Genomic DNA, 15089 nt, shown 5'->3' with positions numbered 1-15089 from the left:
TGGATAGGGGCCTCAATATATCGCGTGCCAAGAAGCTTCCGATCATCAAAGGGCGCGGCGTCCAACCGGGGAATGCCCATCCTCACCCAAATCTGGCTTCGCTCATATGCGGATCATGAGGTTGGACGCCGATCCGCAGTTAGAACCACGGTCCAAACTCGTCTCCTGCGTCATATCCGCCTTTCAAGCGAGGCAGTGATCGGCCATCTTCTCAGCCATCATCAACACCGCCAGGTTCGTGTTTGCACTGGGTATCGCGGGAAACGCCGAGGCGTCCACCACGCGCAGCTGGCCTATTCCCTTAACGCGGCCATCCGAGTGCAAAACCGCCATATTGTCGTCATCCGCGCCCATTCGGCATGAACAACTTGCGTGCCACAAGCCTGCCACCGAAGATCGCACGAAACTTTCCAACTTGGCGTCGTCCAGCATCAAAGTCGTAAATTTTTCTCCCTCGCTCACGAAATGATCCAGGAAGGACCGACGAACCAAGGCCGGGCCATCCAGAAACAGAGCAGCGATGCGGGTGAGGACATAATTTTTGAGATTGATGGCTCCAATCTGGCGAACTTTCTCACTGTAGCTCGCGGGAAACGGATCGGAGGTGACATTGGCCATCAACGGCGACAATTGAATCGCAGCCATCTTTCGGAAGCCTGCCATCAGTCTGAAAACATCTCGATTGTCGGATAACAGGTTGAGGTCCACCTGCGCCGCAACCCGAGCATCGGGAGAAACCAGCTGCACGCGACCGTCTTCCGATGAGGGGCGATTGATCCAGAAGGCAAGCGTGCCCAATCTTTCGCCAACCGGATGCCAAGCCGCCTTCGTCGAGACCAATCCGGACATATCACCGGCGGGAAAGGAAGACGTGTCGGTGGAAAACCGAAAGCCCAGCATGATATGACGTCGCTCCGCGCGAAGCCTTGCCTGGCGCGACACGAAAGAAGCAATCGCGAGAGAAGGATGATCGGAGAGCCCCCGTCCGACTCCGGGAGAATCGAGGCGCACGGGAATACCCAGCCGCATGAGATCCTCCGCCGGTCCAATGCCGTGCCTCAACAATATTTCCGGCGTAAACAGGGCGCCTGTCGAAACAATGATTTCGGCGCCCCTTATTTGCTCTTCGCCAATCCGAACCCCAACCGCCTTCAGATTGTCAAAGAGCAATCCGTCCACGCGTGTATCCGTCCGGATATGGAGATTGTCGCGCGCGCGCACCGCCGGAGTTAGCCACGCCATTGCCGCTGTTACGCGATGATCGTCGGTATTGGAAATCGGCAGGGGATAATGGCCGTCCGAAAACTCCGCGTTCTGGTCAGCCAGGAAGGGTAGACCAGCTTCCGCCAGGGCATTGGCGAAGGCTTTGGCATGTTCCGGCCACCGGGAATATGGAACGCGGCGAATGGGGAGCGGTCCCTCTCTCCCGTGCAGCGGTCCATCGAAATCGAGATCGGTCTCCAGCTTTTTGAAATAGGGGAGAACGTCTTCCCAGCCCCATCCAACTGCGCCCCTCGTCGCCCATTCGTCATAGTCCCACGGCAAGCCACGGTTAGCGAGCTGGCCGTTGACGGCCGAACTACCGCCAAGCACACGTCCCTGCTCATAGCGCTGTACGGGCAGATCCGCTCCGCTCGCCCTGTTGCCCAAGCGACCTACCGTGACACGGCGGTCATTCCACGTGAAGCGCGCATCCAGATAGGCGCTCCCCGGATAGCTATCGAGTATCGAAGCCGGTTCGGCTCCGGGAACGGTATCGGGTCCCGCTTCCAAAAGCAGCACTTTATTTGCCCGGCGCTCGGACAGTCGGCTTGCCATGACGCAGCCTGCCGAACCTCCGCCGATGACGATATGACTATATTGCACGGCTCAACTCCACGTTGATGCATTTGATTTCCCAGAAGCTTCGCAACCTTTCCAGGTCACGCTCCCGTCCCGCACCGCCCATTTGCCGTAGCCGCCGTCCAAAGCATAGGCCCTCAGCGTGCTCCCGCCGACGTCTACAGTGCCGGGCACGCAGACAGGCCACGTTCACCGCTGCCAAAAATGTCGGTGACAACACCCATAGGTACGTAATGGCGAAACATTGAATGGTCTGCATTCTATGAACTGCTCGTCTAACGGGGATTATCTTGGCTAGCTTGAATTGCCAACATCACTGACCGCCCTGTCGGCATTCCCGAAATCCCGCTGACCCCGTATGCTTTGATCGATTCAGACATCTCCCTCCGTTACCTCCCCTTTCGACGCTAGCAGTGTCTAGCGCAATGTCCGCCTTAAAATATATATATATATGTTCAAGGCGCATGGTTCTGATGCTTGATGCGACCGTAATGACAGGGACCGAACGTGCCATGGCGAAGGAGACGATGTGGGCCTGTTTCCCGGTCGCCATTCCTGCTCAGTGCCTATGTCTGGGCATTCTGATGGCCGCTGCTTCGGGCGGGTGGATGAAGAAGAAATCACGCATCGGTGTGGCCGCTCCAGGCGACAAGCCATTCCACCCATGTGCCCGCTGATCGAGCGATCGCGCAAAGAGAAGCATCATGGGCGCGGCGAACGGGACAGACGCAGCCGCCGTGCAGACGCAGCACCGCGACCCTATCGGCAAATGCCAGAATCATTGAGGCCCGGTCCTGCTTGCGCAGTCCGGGCCTCATTCCCTCTCCAAACCGTTGAACGGATCAGCCGTCGTAGTCGCCGCCGATATTCTGGTTGCGCGGCGGCGCAGCGGCGGTCAGGCGCAGGGCCTCCGCCGACCGGGCGATCGAACCGATTTCATCCGGCGTGTCGTCATCGTCGATCTGCACCTTTTGCAGCGAACCGACGAGAGAATCCTGAAGATCCACGGGCAGGACGGTTTCTTCCGCGATCTCGCGCAGGGCGACGACCGGATTCTTGTCGCGGTCGCGATCAAGGGTCAGTTCCGCGCCCCCGGAAATCTCTCGCGCGCGCTGCGCCGCAAGAAGAACGAGATCGAAACGGTTGGTAACCTTGTCGACGCAATCTTCGACGGTAACTCGGGCCAACAGGGCCTCCTGAACAAGGAATGAGAGTCGTGAGACGGGCGCGTAACAGCCTGTTGTCGCCGAGTCAATGAAAAGGCCGCGTCCCGCTATGGCCAAGCGGGGCAAACAGAGGCATTAACAGGACATGGCAACCCATCGGCCCGCCTCAGCCCCGCCGGAGACGGACGACATCCGCTTCACACTGGACGGCAATGCGCTGCATGTCATCGAAAATGGCCCTGCGCTGCGCGATGCGCTGGTCGAGCTGATCGACGGCGCGCGCGAAAGCCTCAAGCTCTATTATTATATCTTCGCCGCCGACGGGAGCGGGACGCTGGTGCGCGACCGCCTGGTCGCGGCGCGGCGGCGGGGCGTGGCCGTGACGCTGATGATCGACGCCTTCGGATCAAGCGGAACGCCGACGAGCTTCTTCGATCCGCTGGTGGAAGCGGGCGGGCATTTCGGCTGGTTCGGGGCACGGCGCTCCACCCGCTATCTGATCCGCAATCATCAGAAGATGGCGATCGCCGACGATCGGCGGCTGATGATCGGCGGCTTCAACGTGGAGGACAGTTATTTCGGCCTGCCGGAGGATGATTGCTGGCACGATCTGGGCCTGATGATCGACGGGCCGCAGGCCGAGGCGATGACCCTGTGGTATGGGCAGCTATGGCGCTGGGTGTCCACCCGCAAGCAGCGCTTCGGCCTGCTGCGCGCGCTGGTGCGGCATTGGCACAAGCGGTCGCGGTATCAGGACGGATCGCCGTTCCGCTGGCTGATCGGCGGGCCGACGCAGCGGCTCAGCCCCTGGGCCGCGGTGGTGAAGCACGACCTGGAAATGGCGGATCGGGTGGACATGGTCGAAGCCTATTTCTCGCCCGGCCGCGGCATGTTAAAGCGGATCGCCCGCGCCGCGCGGCGCAAGGGCGCGCGGATCGTCCTGCCCGCGCGATCGGACAACGGCGCGACCGTCGCGGCGGCGCGGCTGCTCTATGGGCCGCTGCTGAAGCGGGATGTCGAGATTTTCGAATATCAGCCGTGCAGACTGCACATGAAGCTGATCGTGATCGACGACGCGGTCTATATCGGATCGGCCAATTTCGACATGCGCAGCCTGTTCCTCAATCTGGAAGTCATGCTGAAGATCGAGCACGCCCCCTTCGCGCAGGCGATGCGCGGCTTCATCGCGCGCAGGACGAAGGAGAGCCGCCGCATCGAACTGGAGAGCTACAAGGCCCAGCGCGGCCTGCTGGCGCTGGCGAAGCAATGGGTCAGCTATCTGCTGGTCGGCGTGCTCGACTATACCGTGACGCGGCGGCTCAATTTCCGCAACCCGGACGCCGATTGAGGATTTCAGGCCAGCGCCTCCCGCGCCGGCGTGTAGGGCAGGCCGAGATCTTCGGCGACCGCCTGATAGGTCACCTTGCCGTCCCAGACATTGAGGCCCGCCAGCAGATGCGGGTCGCGGCGCATCGCTTCCTGCCAGCCCAGGTCCGCGATCCGCAGCGCATGGGGCAGCGTCACATTGTTGAGTGCATAGGTGCTGGTGCGCGCCACCGCGCCCGGCATGTTCGCGACGCAATAATGGACGATGCCGTCGACGATATAGGTCGGCGCGGCATGGGTGGTCGCGTGACTGGTTTCGAAGCAGCCGCCCTGGTCGATCGCGACATCGACCAGCACCGCGCCCTTCTTCATGGTTCCGAGCATTTCGGACGTCACCAGCTTGGGCGCGGCCGCGCCGGGGATCAGCACCGCACCGATCACGAGGTCCGCCTCCGCCACGCATTCGGCAAGGTTGGCGCGGTTGGAAAAGCGCGTCTTGGCCCGCGCCTCGAAATACATGCCCAGCCGTTCGAGCGCCTGCGGATCCCGATCGAGGATGGTGACGTCCGCGCCAAGGCCCGCGGCCATCTGCGCCGCGTTGAAGCCGACCACGCCGCCGCCGATCACCGCGACCTTTGCCGGCAGCACGCCGGGCACGCCGCCCAGCAACACGCCGCGCCCGCCATTGGCCTTTTCCAGCGCGGTCGCGCCCGCCTGGATCGACATGCGGCCGGCGACCTGGCTCATGGGCTTGAGCAGGGGAAGCCCGCCGCTGTCGTCGGTCACCGTTTCATAGGCGATGCAGGTCGCGCCGGATGCAATGAGATCGCGGGTCTGTTCGGGATCGGGAGCGAGGTGGAGATAGGTGTAAAGGATCTGGCCGGAGCGCAGCATGGCGCGCTCGTCGGTCTGCGGTTCCTTCACCTTCACGATCATCTCCGCCGTGGCGAAGATGTCGGCGGCGGCAGGGACGATGCGCGCGCCCGCCCGTTCGTACAACGCATCATGGGCGCCGATCCCTTCGCCGGCGCCGCTTTCCACCAGGACTTCATGCCCGTGGGCCGCCAGTTCATGCACGCTCTCCGGCGTGAGGCCGACGCGATATTCATGATTCTTGATTTCCCTGACGGTGCCGACGATCATAACCCTGCTCTCCCGATAGCCTCCCGCGCGCGCGAGGCGCGCCGGAACCATGATGATAGCGCGAAAATCATGGCGATTCTTCCTCATTCGCACGTTCTGCCTCAGCGGAGCGCCATCGCAATCCGCCGCCGGTTTCCATGATGCGTGCATAAGCGGCGGTGTTGATCCAGATCAGTATGAATCCAGGGAACGTCTCCCGCCTCCTGTCGTTCTAGACAGGACTCATTTCGCACTGCGGCAAATAAAGTGGACGGACGCCCCGGACATGCTTTTGCAGTGGGCGAAACGGGCCAGGAATTTCCATATGAGGATTTCTGGATGAAGATTGCCCAGATTGCGCCATTGGCTGAAAGCGTCCCTCCCAAGCTCTATGGGGGAACGGAAAGAATCGTGTCCTACCTTACCGAGGAACTGGTGCGGCAGGGCCATGACGTCACCCTGTTCGCCAGCGGGGATTCGCAGACCAGCGCGGAGCTTGTTCCCGTCACCGAAATGGCATTGCGGCTTAACCCCAAGATCATCGACCCGATCCCCTATCACATGATGCTGCTGGAATCGGTCATGCGGCGCGCCGATGAATTCGACGCGCTGCATTTCCATATCGACATCCTGCACATGCCCATGGTGCGCGATTGCCTGGACAGAACCGTCACGACGCTGCACGGACGGCTGGACCTGCCGGATCTTCCCGTTTTCTATCGAGCCTTCCCGCATCACCCGCTGGTTTCAATCTCCGATCATCAAAGAGCGCCGATGCCGCCGGTCAACTGGGCGCGCACCATCCATCATGGCCTGCCCGCGGACCTGCTGCCGCCGCGTCTGGGCGCGGGCGCGGGCGCGGGCTATCTGGCGTTCCTGGGCCGCATTTCCCCTGAAAAGCGCCCCGACCGGGCCATCCGCATCGCCGCCCGATCGGGCCTGCCGTTGCGTATCGCGGCCAAGATCGATACGGTCGACCGGCTTTACTGGGAGACGGAAATCGCCCCTCTCCTCGATCGTTATCCCAATGTCAGTTTCATCGGCGAGATCAACGAACGGCAGAAAGCGGAATTCCTGGGTCAGGCCAGCGCTCTTCTGTTCCCGATAGACTGGCCCGAGCCGTTCGGCCTGGTGATGATCGAGGCGATGGCCTGCGCCACGCCGGTCATCGCTTTCCGCTGCGGATCGGTTCCCGAAATTATCGACGAGGGCGTGTCGGGCTTCATCGTCGAGAGCGAGGATGAGGCGGTCGCGGCCATAGCAAGATTGAAGGACATCGACCGCCGGCGGGTTCGTGCCGCATTTGATGCACGTTTCACTGCGGAACGCATGGCACGCGACTATATCTCGCTCTATCGTGGGTTGCCGGGGGCGCGAATGGAAGCGGCGCGCCTGCGCCGTCAGCGTGGAGCAGATGCTGACCTGCAAATCGTTGCATAAGGGACAGCCATGGCATCAACCACCCAGTCACAATCCGACATGGCGAAGGCGGGACTGGAGCGGTCCCTTTCGCAGATGAACACACAGTTTTTCATTCCCGCAACCGCTTCGCTGCACGAACGCCGGCCCCGTACGCTGAAACATGGCGACAGCTTCGCCGTTTTCGATCACAGCGGAGACGCCATTTCCGGCCCGGGCAGTCCTGAAGGGCTGTATTATCGGGACACTCGGCACCTTTCCCACCTGTTCCTGACAGTGGACGGGCAGCGTCCCATTCTTTTGAGTTCGGGCCTGCGGGACGACAATACGATGTTGACCTGCGATCTCGCCAATCCGGACTTCATAGGGGCGGACGGCCGCGTCGAGGTGGAACATGACATCATCCACCTTCGCCGGACGCGCTTTTTGTGGAACAGCGCTGTCTATGAACGCATAACCGTGCGCAATTTCGACAAGCAGGCGCGGCGGATGAGCATCGGGATCGGCTTTGACGCCGATTTCCGGGATCTGTTCGAAATCCGGGGATCAACCCGCCCGCGGCGCGGAACGATGATGCCGCCCGAAGTTCTGCCCGACGCCGTGACGCTGCGGTACAGGGGCCTGGACAACAGGGACCGCATGACCCAGATCGAATTCCACCCGATGCCCCAGGAACTGACGGCGACCCAGGCGCGGTTCGAAATCGCCATATCCCCCGGCGAGCGCTGCACGATCTTCATGCGGATCGGCTGCATGGCCGAACCGCCGGGCGACGATCTTCCCAAGCGGTTCCTGAAATCCCTTCGCGAGGCGATGCAGGGATCGCGGCTGGCGCTGGCGCGCGGCGCGACCATCGAATCGTCCAACCAGCTCTTCAACCAGGTGACCCGCCGCGCCGTCGCCGACATAGCCATGCTTTCGACGGAGACGGAATACGGGCCTTATCCCTATGCCGGGATTCCGTGGTTCAGCACGATTTTCGGCCGGGACGCGATCATCACCGCGATGCAGACTCTGTGGCTCGACCCGGCCATCAGCCGGGGCGTGCTGGGCTATCTGGCGGCGCATCAGGCAACGGATTTCGATCCGGCGGCCGATGCCGAACCGGGCAAGATCCTGCATGAGGTGCGCCATGGCGAAATGGCGGAATTGGGCGAGGTGCCCTTCCGCCATTATTATGGAAGCATCGATTCAACGCCGCTGTTCGTGATGCTGGCGGGCGCCTATGTCGAGCGGACGGACGACATCCCCTTTCTCGCGGGGATCAGGGATCATGTCGAGGCGGCGCTGAACTGGATCGACGTCTATGGCGACCGGGACGGCGACGGGTTCGTCGAATATGGCCGCCTGACGGACGCAGGGCTGGTCAACCAGGGATGGAAGGACAGCCACGATTCCGTCTTCCACGCGGATGGCACGATCGCGCGCGGCCCCATCGCGCTGGCCGAAGTGCAGGCTTATGTTTTCGGCGCATGGAACGCCGCCGCCACGATCTATGACCGATTGGGAGAAGAAGACCGGGCAAGACATTATCGGGAGCGCGCCAGCCAGTTGCGTGAGACGTTCGACGCGGCCTTCTTCGACGAGGAGCTGGGAACTTATGTGCTGGCGCTCGACGGGCACAAGCGACCGTGCCGCGTCCGGTCTTCCAACGCCGGCCATGTCCTTTTCGCCGGGCTGGCGCGCGAGGACCGCGCGGCGGCCGTCGTGCGCTCGCTCATGGCCCCGGCGTCCTTTTCCGGATGGGGCATTCGCACCGTCGCATCGACCGAAGCCCGTTACAATCCGATGAGCTATCATAATGGCTCGATCTGGCCGCACGACAATTCGCTGATCGCCGCAGGCTTTTCGCGCTACGGCTACCGGAAGGAGGCGGCGCGGATTTTCGAGGGGCTTTTCGCCGCGGCCACCTATGTCGACCAGATGCGACTGCCGGAATTGTTCTGCGGCTTTCCCCGGAGGCGAGCGCAAGGGCCGACCTTCTATCCCGTCGCATGCAGCCCGCAGGCATGGGCGGCAGCGGCCCCGCTCTTTCTGATCCAGGCAAGCCTGGGGCTGAATTTCGATACCGACGCGCGGCAGGTCCAGTTGATCGAGCCGACCCTGCCCGGCTTTCTCGACACCCTCACCCTTCGCGGCCTTCCGATCGGTGAAGCGAAAATCGACATAGAACTGGCCAATCTGGCGGGCAATGTCGTCGTCAAATCCGCCCACGATTCCCAGGCGCGTGTGCTTATCCTGACGTGATTTGGGCTGCAAACGCCCCGGACGGAGCGGACATTTCCCCCAAATTCGTCATCCCTGTACCTCTAGGAGAGAGATGCCCGCTTTCGCCGGCATGACGAAAGGATGGCAGCAAACCGTCCTCCACCACCATCCAGCGCGGGTTTGCAAGCTACCCAATCCCTTAATATTCGGCGGTCGTCGCGGATTCGTCGTTTTCGGCGATCTTGCCCTGATTTATCGCCCAGATCGCGGCCTGCGTGCGGTTGTCGACCTGAAGCTTGCGCAGGATCGCCTTGACATGGGCCTTCACCGTCGCCTCCGCCACGGCCAGCCGGCTTGCAATATCCTTGTTGGCTTCCCCTGCCGCGAGGCAATGCAGGATCTGGATTTCCCGTTCGGACAATTCGGGCCGGGCATCGCGAGGGTTTTTGTCCCGAAGGATCGATGGGGGCGCATCGGCGACAAGATGCTGGATGATTTCGGACGGCATGACCTTCATTCCCGTCGCGACGAGGCGGACCGCGCATAATAACGGCTCCGCCGCCATGTGCGTGGAGAGCAGGCCGTCGATGCCCATGGAAAAGGCCTGTTTCGCCGTATCCATGTCGCAGGCGTCGCACAGCAGCACGACGCGCGCATTGGGCAAGGCGGCGCGCAGCGCACTGTAGCGCGGCAGGATGGGCGGCACCGAGGGGCTGTCGATAAGGATCAGCCGGTCGGGTCCGTCTTCCCACTCCGAAAAGCGCGCCTCGGCCTCTCCCGACAAGACGCGGTCGATGATGAAATCCGGCTCGGTGAGGATATGGCGCAAACCGAAACTGTCGATTTCGTTGCGCCCCCATATCGAAATGTGGAGTGGGCCGCTCATGACGGCCCTGGTGCGGAGACAGCATTGGGCGGATGTGTTGGCATCTGAGTGTATCAAGGCCGCTATGGTTGGTGGATAGATAGGGTAACCGACCCGGCCCCTCAGTCGTGAGAAGACTTCGGCATTACACCGAATGACAGGGGCTTCGCGGAACGGGAAGCGCGGGATTTTCCCGCCGCCCTCGACCGCGCGGCGCGCAAGGCCCCTTTGCGCGCGCGGGATAATGCCAAGGATGTAGCTCCTATGCGCCGGAGCGTCGGCCCCAATTGCTTTTGAAGCCGGTCCTGTCCCGGCCCACAATGCGCCCCGCAACCATTGCGCCACCCATCCGCCAGATCAGGGGTAGATTATCGTGAGTTCAAGAGCAGACATGACGCTTGCCCTGCCTTCCCCCGACATCAATGCGGGCGCGCGGATACCCAATGGCGGTCCGTTGATGGGGCTGGAACAGATCGCCAACGTCTTTCGGAGACGCCACGCGCTGATATTGGGCATTATCGCGGTCGTGGTCGGGATGACGGCGCTCATCGTCTTCACCCAGACGCCCGTATATGAGGCGAAGGCGACATTGCGGATGGACGTGCCGATCGCAGCCGACGGGAGCGACCGGGTCCAACAGAGCGCGGAAAGCGAAATGCAGATCGAAACGGAAATCCGCGCCCTGGCGTCGCACGATCTGGCTGCCGCGATGGTGCGCGATCTGGAACTGCTCGACAATCCCGCCTTTTCCGGCCGGAAGATGAGCAAGGGCCGCACCGCCCGGGCATCCCAGGGGCGGATAGACAAGGCGGCCGAACAGCTTCAATCCATGGTGACGATCCAGCGGATCGCGCATACCCAGCTCATCACCGTGACCGTCCGGTCCCCCCATCCCAAATTCGCCGCCATGATCGCCAATCGTTATGTGCATGTCCGCCAGATGAACAGCATGGTGGACCGCCTGCAACGGCAGGAGGGCATCGTCGCGGCGCTCGCCAAGCGGACGAAGCGGGCCGGCGAAGAACTGCGCCAGGCGGAGCAGGCCGTCGCCGACTATCGCAACGAACATCGGATGCTGGCGGGGTCCGACGGGACGAGCGACGCGGGCGGTATTAATGCACTGACGGCCGAAGCCGTATCCGCCGCCAGTGCGCGGGCCGCCGCCGCCGCCAAGGCCGCTGGCGTCAGCGCCGCCGCCGCGATACGGCCGGGGCCGGAAAGCGCCACCTCTCCGCTGCTGTCCGCGCAGCAGCAGCGCTATGCCGACCTGATGCAGCGCAAGGCGGAATTGTCGGGCTTCTACGGAAGCGGTCATCCCGCGCTCGCCAATGTGCTGGCCCAGATCGACGAAGTGAAGCGCATCATGGAAGCCGAACAGGCGCGGGTCCGGCAGCGGGCGGCCGCCGACGCGGCGGTGCAGGCGTCGCATGAAAGCACGCTGGCTCGCAGCGACGCGCAGGGCGCCGCCGCGCGCGAAGCCGTGCTTCAAAGCAATCTGGCGGCGCTCACCAGCAAAGCCTATCGCAACAACGAGGCCGGGGTGAAGCTCGCTGAACTGGAACGGGCGGCGGAAACGCAGCGCGGGCTGTATGTGGGCCTGTCCGGGCGGCTTAAGCAATTGGGGGCGGCGCTGGTGTCCGGCACCGGCCTGGTCTTGCAATCGACCGCGCCGATCCCGCAAAATCCGATCAGCCCGACCCCGCGCAAGACATTGATGGCGGCCCTCCTGGGGTCCACCGTCCTGGCGTTCGGCTGCGCCTTCGTGCTGGAGCTGACCGACCGGAAGCTGCGCAGCGCGGAACAGATCTGGCGGCTGTTCGGCCTCGACAGCTACGCCATGGTCCCGATGCTGCGCTCAGGCGTGGAGAAGGAAACGGCGGCAAGGCTCATCGCCGACCGGCCAAGCTCCCTGTTCGTGGAATCCGCCCGGATGCTGCTGGCCGAAGTGATGCGGCAGCGGCGCGGCGGCGGCGGGCAGGTGGTTCTCGTCACCTCTCCGCTGCCGGGGGACGGGAAGACATCGATCGCCTACAGCCTGGGTGCGGCCGCCATCGCGGCGGGCAGCAGGGCGGCGGTCGTGGAGCTGGACCTGTGGCAGCGCGCGGCGGCCGCCAATGACGAGGGCGGGGCGGCGGATCGGGACGGGACCATCGACCTCATCGGCTATCTGCAAGGCGAATCGCGCGTGCGCGGGCTGCTCACGCAGGCGTCCGTCTCAACGCAGAATGCGCTCACGGTCTTCGCTCCCCATGGACAGACGCGCGATCCCAGCATGGTGATCTCCTCGACCCAGCTTGCCTCCCTGTTCGAGGATCTGCGCGCGCGCATGGACCTGATCGTGATCGACGCGCCCCCGGTTCTGGCGGTGCGGGACGCATCCAACATGGCCTGTTTCGCGGATGTGACGCTGCTCGTGGTGCGCTGGGGCCATACCACCGTGGAGGAGGCGGCGGACAGTCTGGTCGCCTTGCGGTCGCCGGTGGACGGCGTCGTCCTGAACGCGGTCGACTATCCCCGCCATGCGCGCGGCCGCTATGGCGATCTGGTGCAATATTTCAACCGCGCCGGCGCTTATTATGAGCGGGATGACGAGCTGATCCAGAAGGGCTTTCTCGGCAAGCTGAGGGACATGATCCGCCGGCCCCGCGCCGCCTGACCCGCAGCCTTTTCGTCAGGCCGGCGCGGCGGGGCGTTCCTCCGCCCGCGCGTGGGAAAAGCGGCGGTGCAAGGTCCGCTCCATCGCGATCGCGCTGCCGACCGCCAGCACGACATGCGCCACATTCGCGCCCATCGCCCCGATCATCGGCACGAACGTCAGCGCGACGATGTGAAAGGCGAGAGTCGCCCATAGGACGATGTGAAGCACCGCCCGCTGCTCGCCCATCGCCAGCAGCGCCGAGCGTAGGGGCGCGGCGTGCATGGTGAAGGCCAGCGCCACCATCTGCACCAGCAGCAGGGGATAGGTGTCGGCGAAGGCATGACCCATGGCCAGCCCGATCAGCCACCGTCCGCCGATCGCCAGCACCGCGATGGCGGCGATGGCGAAGATGTCGAGGATGACCTGCACCTGTACGACCGCGCCGCGAAACCGGGCCAGCGCCCCTTGCGCCCAGAGCCGCGCGACGTCGGGATAGAGCACCGCCTGCACCTGCGCGCAGACCTGCTGCACCACCTTCGCCACCTGTTTCGCGACGAAGTAGAGACCCGCCGAGCGATGGTCCGCAAGCGCGCCGACGATCAGCACGTCCAGCGACATGGAACTGGTGCGGATGCTGGTCGACAGGCTGGACGACCAGGCGAAGCCCATGATGCCGGGGAAACGCCGCGTGATGCCGCGGACCGGCACGCGATGGAGCGAAACAATGCCCTGACGCCTCAGTTCGACCAGGCTGACGAAGAGGAACAGCAGGGAGCTGACGATCTGGCTGATCGTCCAGGCGCAGATGAAGAAGATCAAGCCGCCGTGAAACCACAATCCGGCAGCGCACAGAGCGACGCGGACGATGCTGCCCGTCACCTGCACATAGGCGATGGTGCGGAACCGCCCCGCCAGCCGCAGCACGGCGGTCGGCGTGCCGCTGATGTTGAACAGCAATGTCACGGCGTTGATGCACACCAGCAGGATATGGGTATGATTCATCCCCAGCAGCGGCGCGAAAAGGACCGCGACCAGACTGGCCAGCAGCGCGGCGGCAAGACAGGCCCCGACATCCAGCCATAGGCCGAACGCGAACAGCGCGCGCAGCTGCTCCGCCTGATCCCCACCGTCCTGCGCGACCTGCGCGGCATATTTGATGAGCGGTTGCCAGCTTTCGAAACGCATCAGCCGGTCGAAGACGCGGATGTAGCTGATGACAAGGGCAAGGATACCATATTCGACCGGTCCCAGCGAGCGCGCCGTCATGGCGACGCCGACAAGGGCGATCAGGCCGTTGATTCCGTTTCCGGAAAGCAGGTGGCCGATATTGATGAAGCGCCGCCTGAGCGCGGCATCGCCCCATAGCTGAAGCCGGCCCCGCTTCCGACTTTCAGCAGGGGTGACAGATTGCGCCTGCGCTTCATCGTCCATCATGGGAAAATTCCGCGAATGGCGCTTTTAGGTCAGCGCGAAGCCGGCATGTCAAGCAAAGGCCGCGGCGCGCGGCCGGGATTGCGCGGCGTGCATGTTCGCGATGGCGTGCGCCGCGTCATGAGACACGGGCCGCGCCTTGTCGTCATCATAGGCCACCAGTCCGCGCTGCACCGCCCAGATCGCCGCCTGCGTCCGGTTGGAGACGCGCAGCTTCCGCAAGGCGGCCTTCACATGCACCTTCACCGTGGCCTCGCATATGCCAAGGCGGCGGCCGATGACCTTGTTGGCCGCGCCTGAAATGAGAAGCTGCAGAACCTCTATCTCACGATCCGAAAGGTTGACGTCGGACAGATTGACCGACCATCCCATCGGATAGGGACGCTCCCCGAGGCTCGTCGCCATTTCCGACGGCAGCACTTTCTCGCCCGATGCGACCAGCCGCAGCGCGCCGACGAGGGGTTCGGTCGAGATTTCCTTAATCATGTAGCCGTCGATCCCCCAGCGGAACGCCTGCACAACGGTATCGAAGTCGAAATGATCGGCCAGCAGGACTATCCTGGCGTCAGGATACATCGTCTTGACCTGCTCGCAAAAATCCATCCCTTCGCCGGCAATGCCGTCATCGATCATGACAATGTCATTGGCCTCTGCGCCCGGCAGCGCGAAGCTGATCTGACAAGGATCGCTGGCCGCACATGTCACGGTAAAGCCGTGATCCGTTAACCTCTCTTATTCACGACGCTCGGTTTCGGGTCCGCTCTGGGCATTTGCTGCGGCTGGCTGTATTGCGCGGACGACCGGCATCGCTGGCGTTTGTTTCACCGCATTCGGATTGATGGGCTTTTCGGGTTGAAGGGCTGGGCTCGGAGTTCTGCGGCGCTGCCGCATGGGCTACGTCGGCGCAGGCTTCAGCCGGAGAACGAGGGCGCGGAACAGGTCGGCATCCGGACAGGCGGAAGCGAAGGCAATGCGGATGCGGCTAGCACTTTCTACGACGCGCGCAGCGACCTTGAGCAGCCGCAGGCGCAAGGTGGTAAACTCCGCGCTTGCCAGAGCAGCGGTCCTGGGC

Annotated in this window: 12 protein-coding genes; 5 read left to right on the top strand and 7 right to left on the bottom strand. The window is 63.2% G+C overall.

The window, feature by feature from the left end; translation table 11 throughout:
- Window positions 1-183: 183 nt before the first annotated feature.
- Entirely contained in the window at window positions 184-1866 is a 1683-nt protein-coding gene (locus IQ35_RS16255; RefSeq protein ID WP_021246150.1) for a GMC family oxidoreductase, read from the bottom strand.
- Window positions 1867-2306: 440 nt separating this feature from the next.
- On the opposite strand from IQ35_RS16255, the gene IQ35_RS16250 reads away from it, so the two are divergent.
- Complete coding sequence (locus tag IQ35_RS16250; RefSeq protein WP_145074914.1) at window positions 2307-2519, top strand: hypothetical protein; 213 nt, start codon at window positions 2307-2309, stop codon at window positions 2517-2519.
- 165 nt (window positions 2520-2684) lie between these two features.
- On the opposite strand, the gene rpoZ is transcribed toward IQ35_RS16250, so the two are convergent.
- Window positions 2685-3029: a DNA-directed RNA polymerase subunit omega gene (gene rpoZ, locus IQ35_RS16245; RefSeq protein ID WP_021246147.1), complete on the bottom strand. Its 345-nt coding sequence runs from the start codon at window positions 3027-3029 to the stop codon at window positions 2685-2687.
- A 124-nt stretch (window positions 3030-3153) separates the two neighbouring features.
- Here rpoZ and IQ35_RS16240 point away from each other — a divergent pair, with 124 nt between their 5' ends.
- A complete protein-coding gene (locus IQ35_RS16240; protein ID WP_145074911.1) occupies window positions 3154-4356 on the top strand; it encodes a phospholipase D-like domain-containing protein in 1203 nt (400 codons plus the stop codon).
- A gap of 5 nt (window positions 4357-4361) precedes the next feature.
- Here the strand turns inward: IQ35_RS16240 and ald are convergent, their stop codons facing one another.
- Window positions 4362-5477: an alanine dehydrogenase gene (gene ald, locus IQ35_RS16235; RefSeq protein WP_031291798.1), complete on the bottom strand. Its 1116-nt coding sequence runs from the start codon at window positions 5475-5477 to the stop codon at window positions 4362-4364.
- A 318-nt stretch (window positions 5478-5795) separates the two neighbouring features.
- Between ald and IQ35_RS16230 the strand changes: the two genes are divergently transcribed.
- The gene (locus tag IQ35_RS16230) at window positions 5796-6896 is read left to right on the top strand and encodes a glycosyltransferase family 4 protein (protein ID WP_145074908.1); all 1101 of its coding nucleotides are present in this window, start codon (window positions 5796-5798) and stop codon (window positions 6894-6896) included.
- Window positions 6897-6905: 9 nt separating this feature from the next.
- A complete protein-coding gene (locus tag IQ35_RS16225) occupies window positions 6906-9122 on the top strand; it encodes an amylo-alpha-1,6-glucosidase (protein WP_242003376.1) in 2217 nt (738 codons plus the stop codon).
- A gap of 160 nt (window positions 9123-9282) precedes the next feature.
- On the opposite strand, the gene IQ35_RS16220 is transcribed toward IQ35_RS16225, so the two are convergent.
- Window positions 9283-9969 (bottom strand): LuxR C-terminal-related transcriptional regulator, encoded by a 687-nt coding sequence (locus IQ35_RS16220; RefSeq protein ID WP_145074905.1) that lies wholly within the window; start codon window positions 9967-9969, stop codon window positions 9283-9285.
- 352 nt (window positions 9970-10321) lie between these two features.
- Between IQ35_RS16220 and IQ35_RS16215 the strand changes: the two genes are divergently transcribed.
- Window positions 10322-12604 (top strand): GumC family protein, encoded by a 2283-nt coding sequence (locus IQ35_RS16215; protein ID WP_145074902.1) that lies wholly within the window; start codon window positions 10322-10324, stop codon window positions 12602-12604.
- Window positions 12605-12619: 15 nt separating this feature from the next.
- On the opposite strand, the gene IQ35_RS16210 is transcribed toward IQ35_RS16215, so the two are convergent.
- The 3 genes from IQ35_RS16210 to IQ35_RS16195 form a co-directional block, all read right to left on the bottom strand.
- Complete coding sequence (locus tag IQ35_RS16210; protein WP_145074899.1) at window positions 12620-14020, bottom strand: lipopolysaccharide biosynthesis protein; 1401 nt, start codon at window positions 14018-14020, stop codon at window positions 12620-12622.
- 48 nt (window positions 14021-14068) lie between these two features.
- Window positions 14069-14650, bottom strand: a complete 582-nt coding sequence (locus tag IQ35_RS16205) for a LuxR C-terminal-related transcriptional regulator (RefSeq protein WP_158636685.1) — start codon at window positions 14648-14650, stop codon at window positions 14069-14071.
- A gap of 261 nt (window positions 14651-14911) precedes the next feature.
- Window positions 14912-15089 (bottom strand): transposase (locus IQ35_RS16195; protein ID WP_199739975.1); only part of this gene is annotated, 178 nt, incomplete at its 5' end.

It is taken from the genome of Sphingobium wenxiniae, from assembly GCF_007830065.1.
Classification (GTDB): Bacteria; Pseudomonadota; Alphaproteobacteria; order Sphingomonadales; family Sphingomonadaceae; genus Sphingobium; species Sphingobium wenxiniae.
The sequence above is the reverse complement of the archived record's forward strand: the minus strand, read 5'-3'. Positions and strand labels throughout refer to the sequence as shown.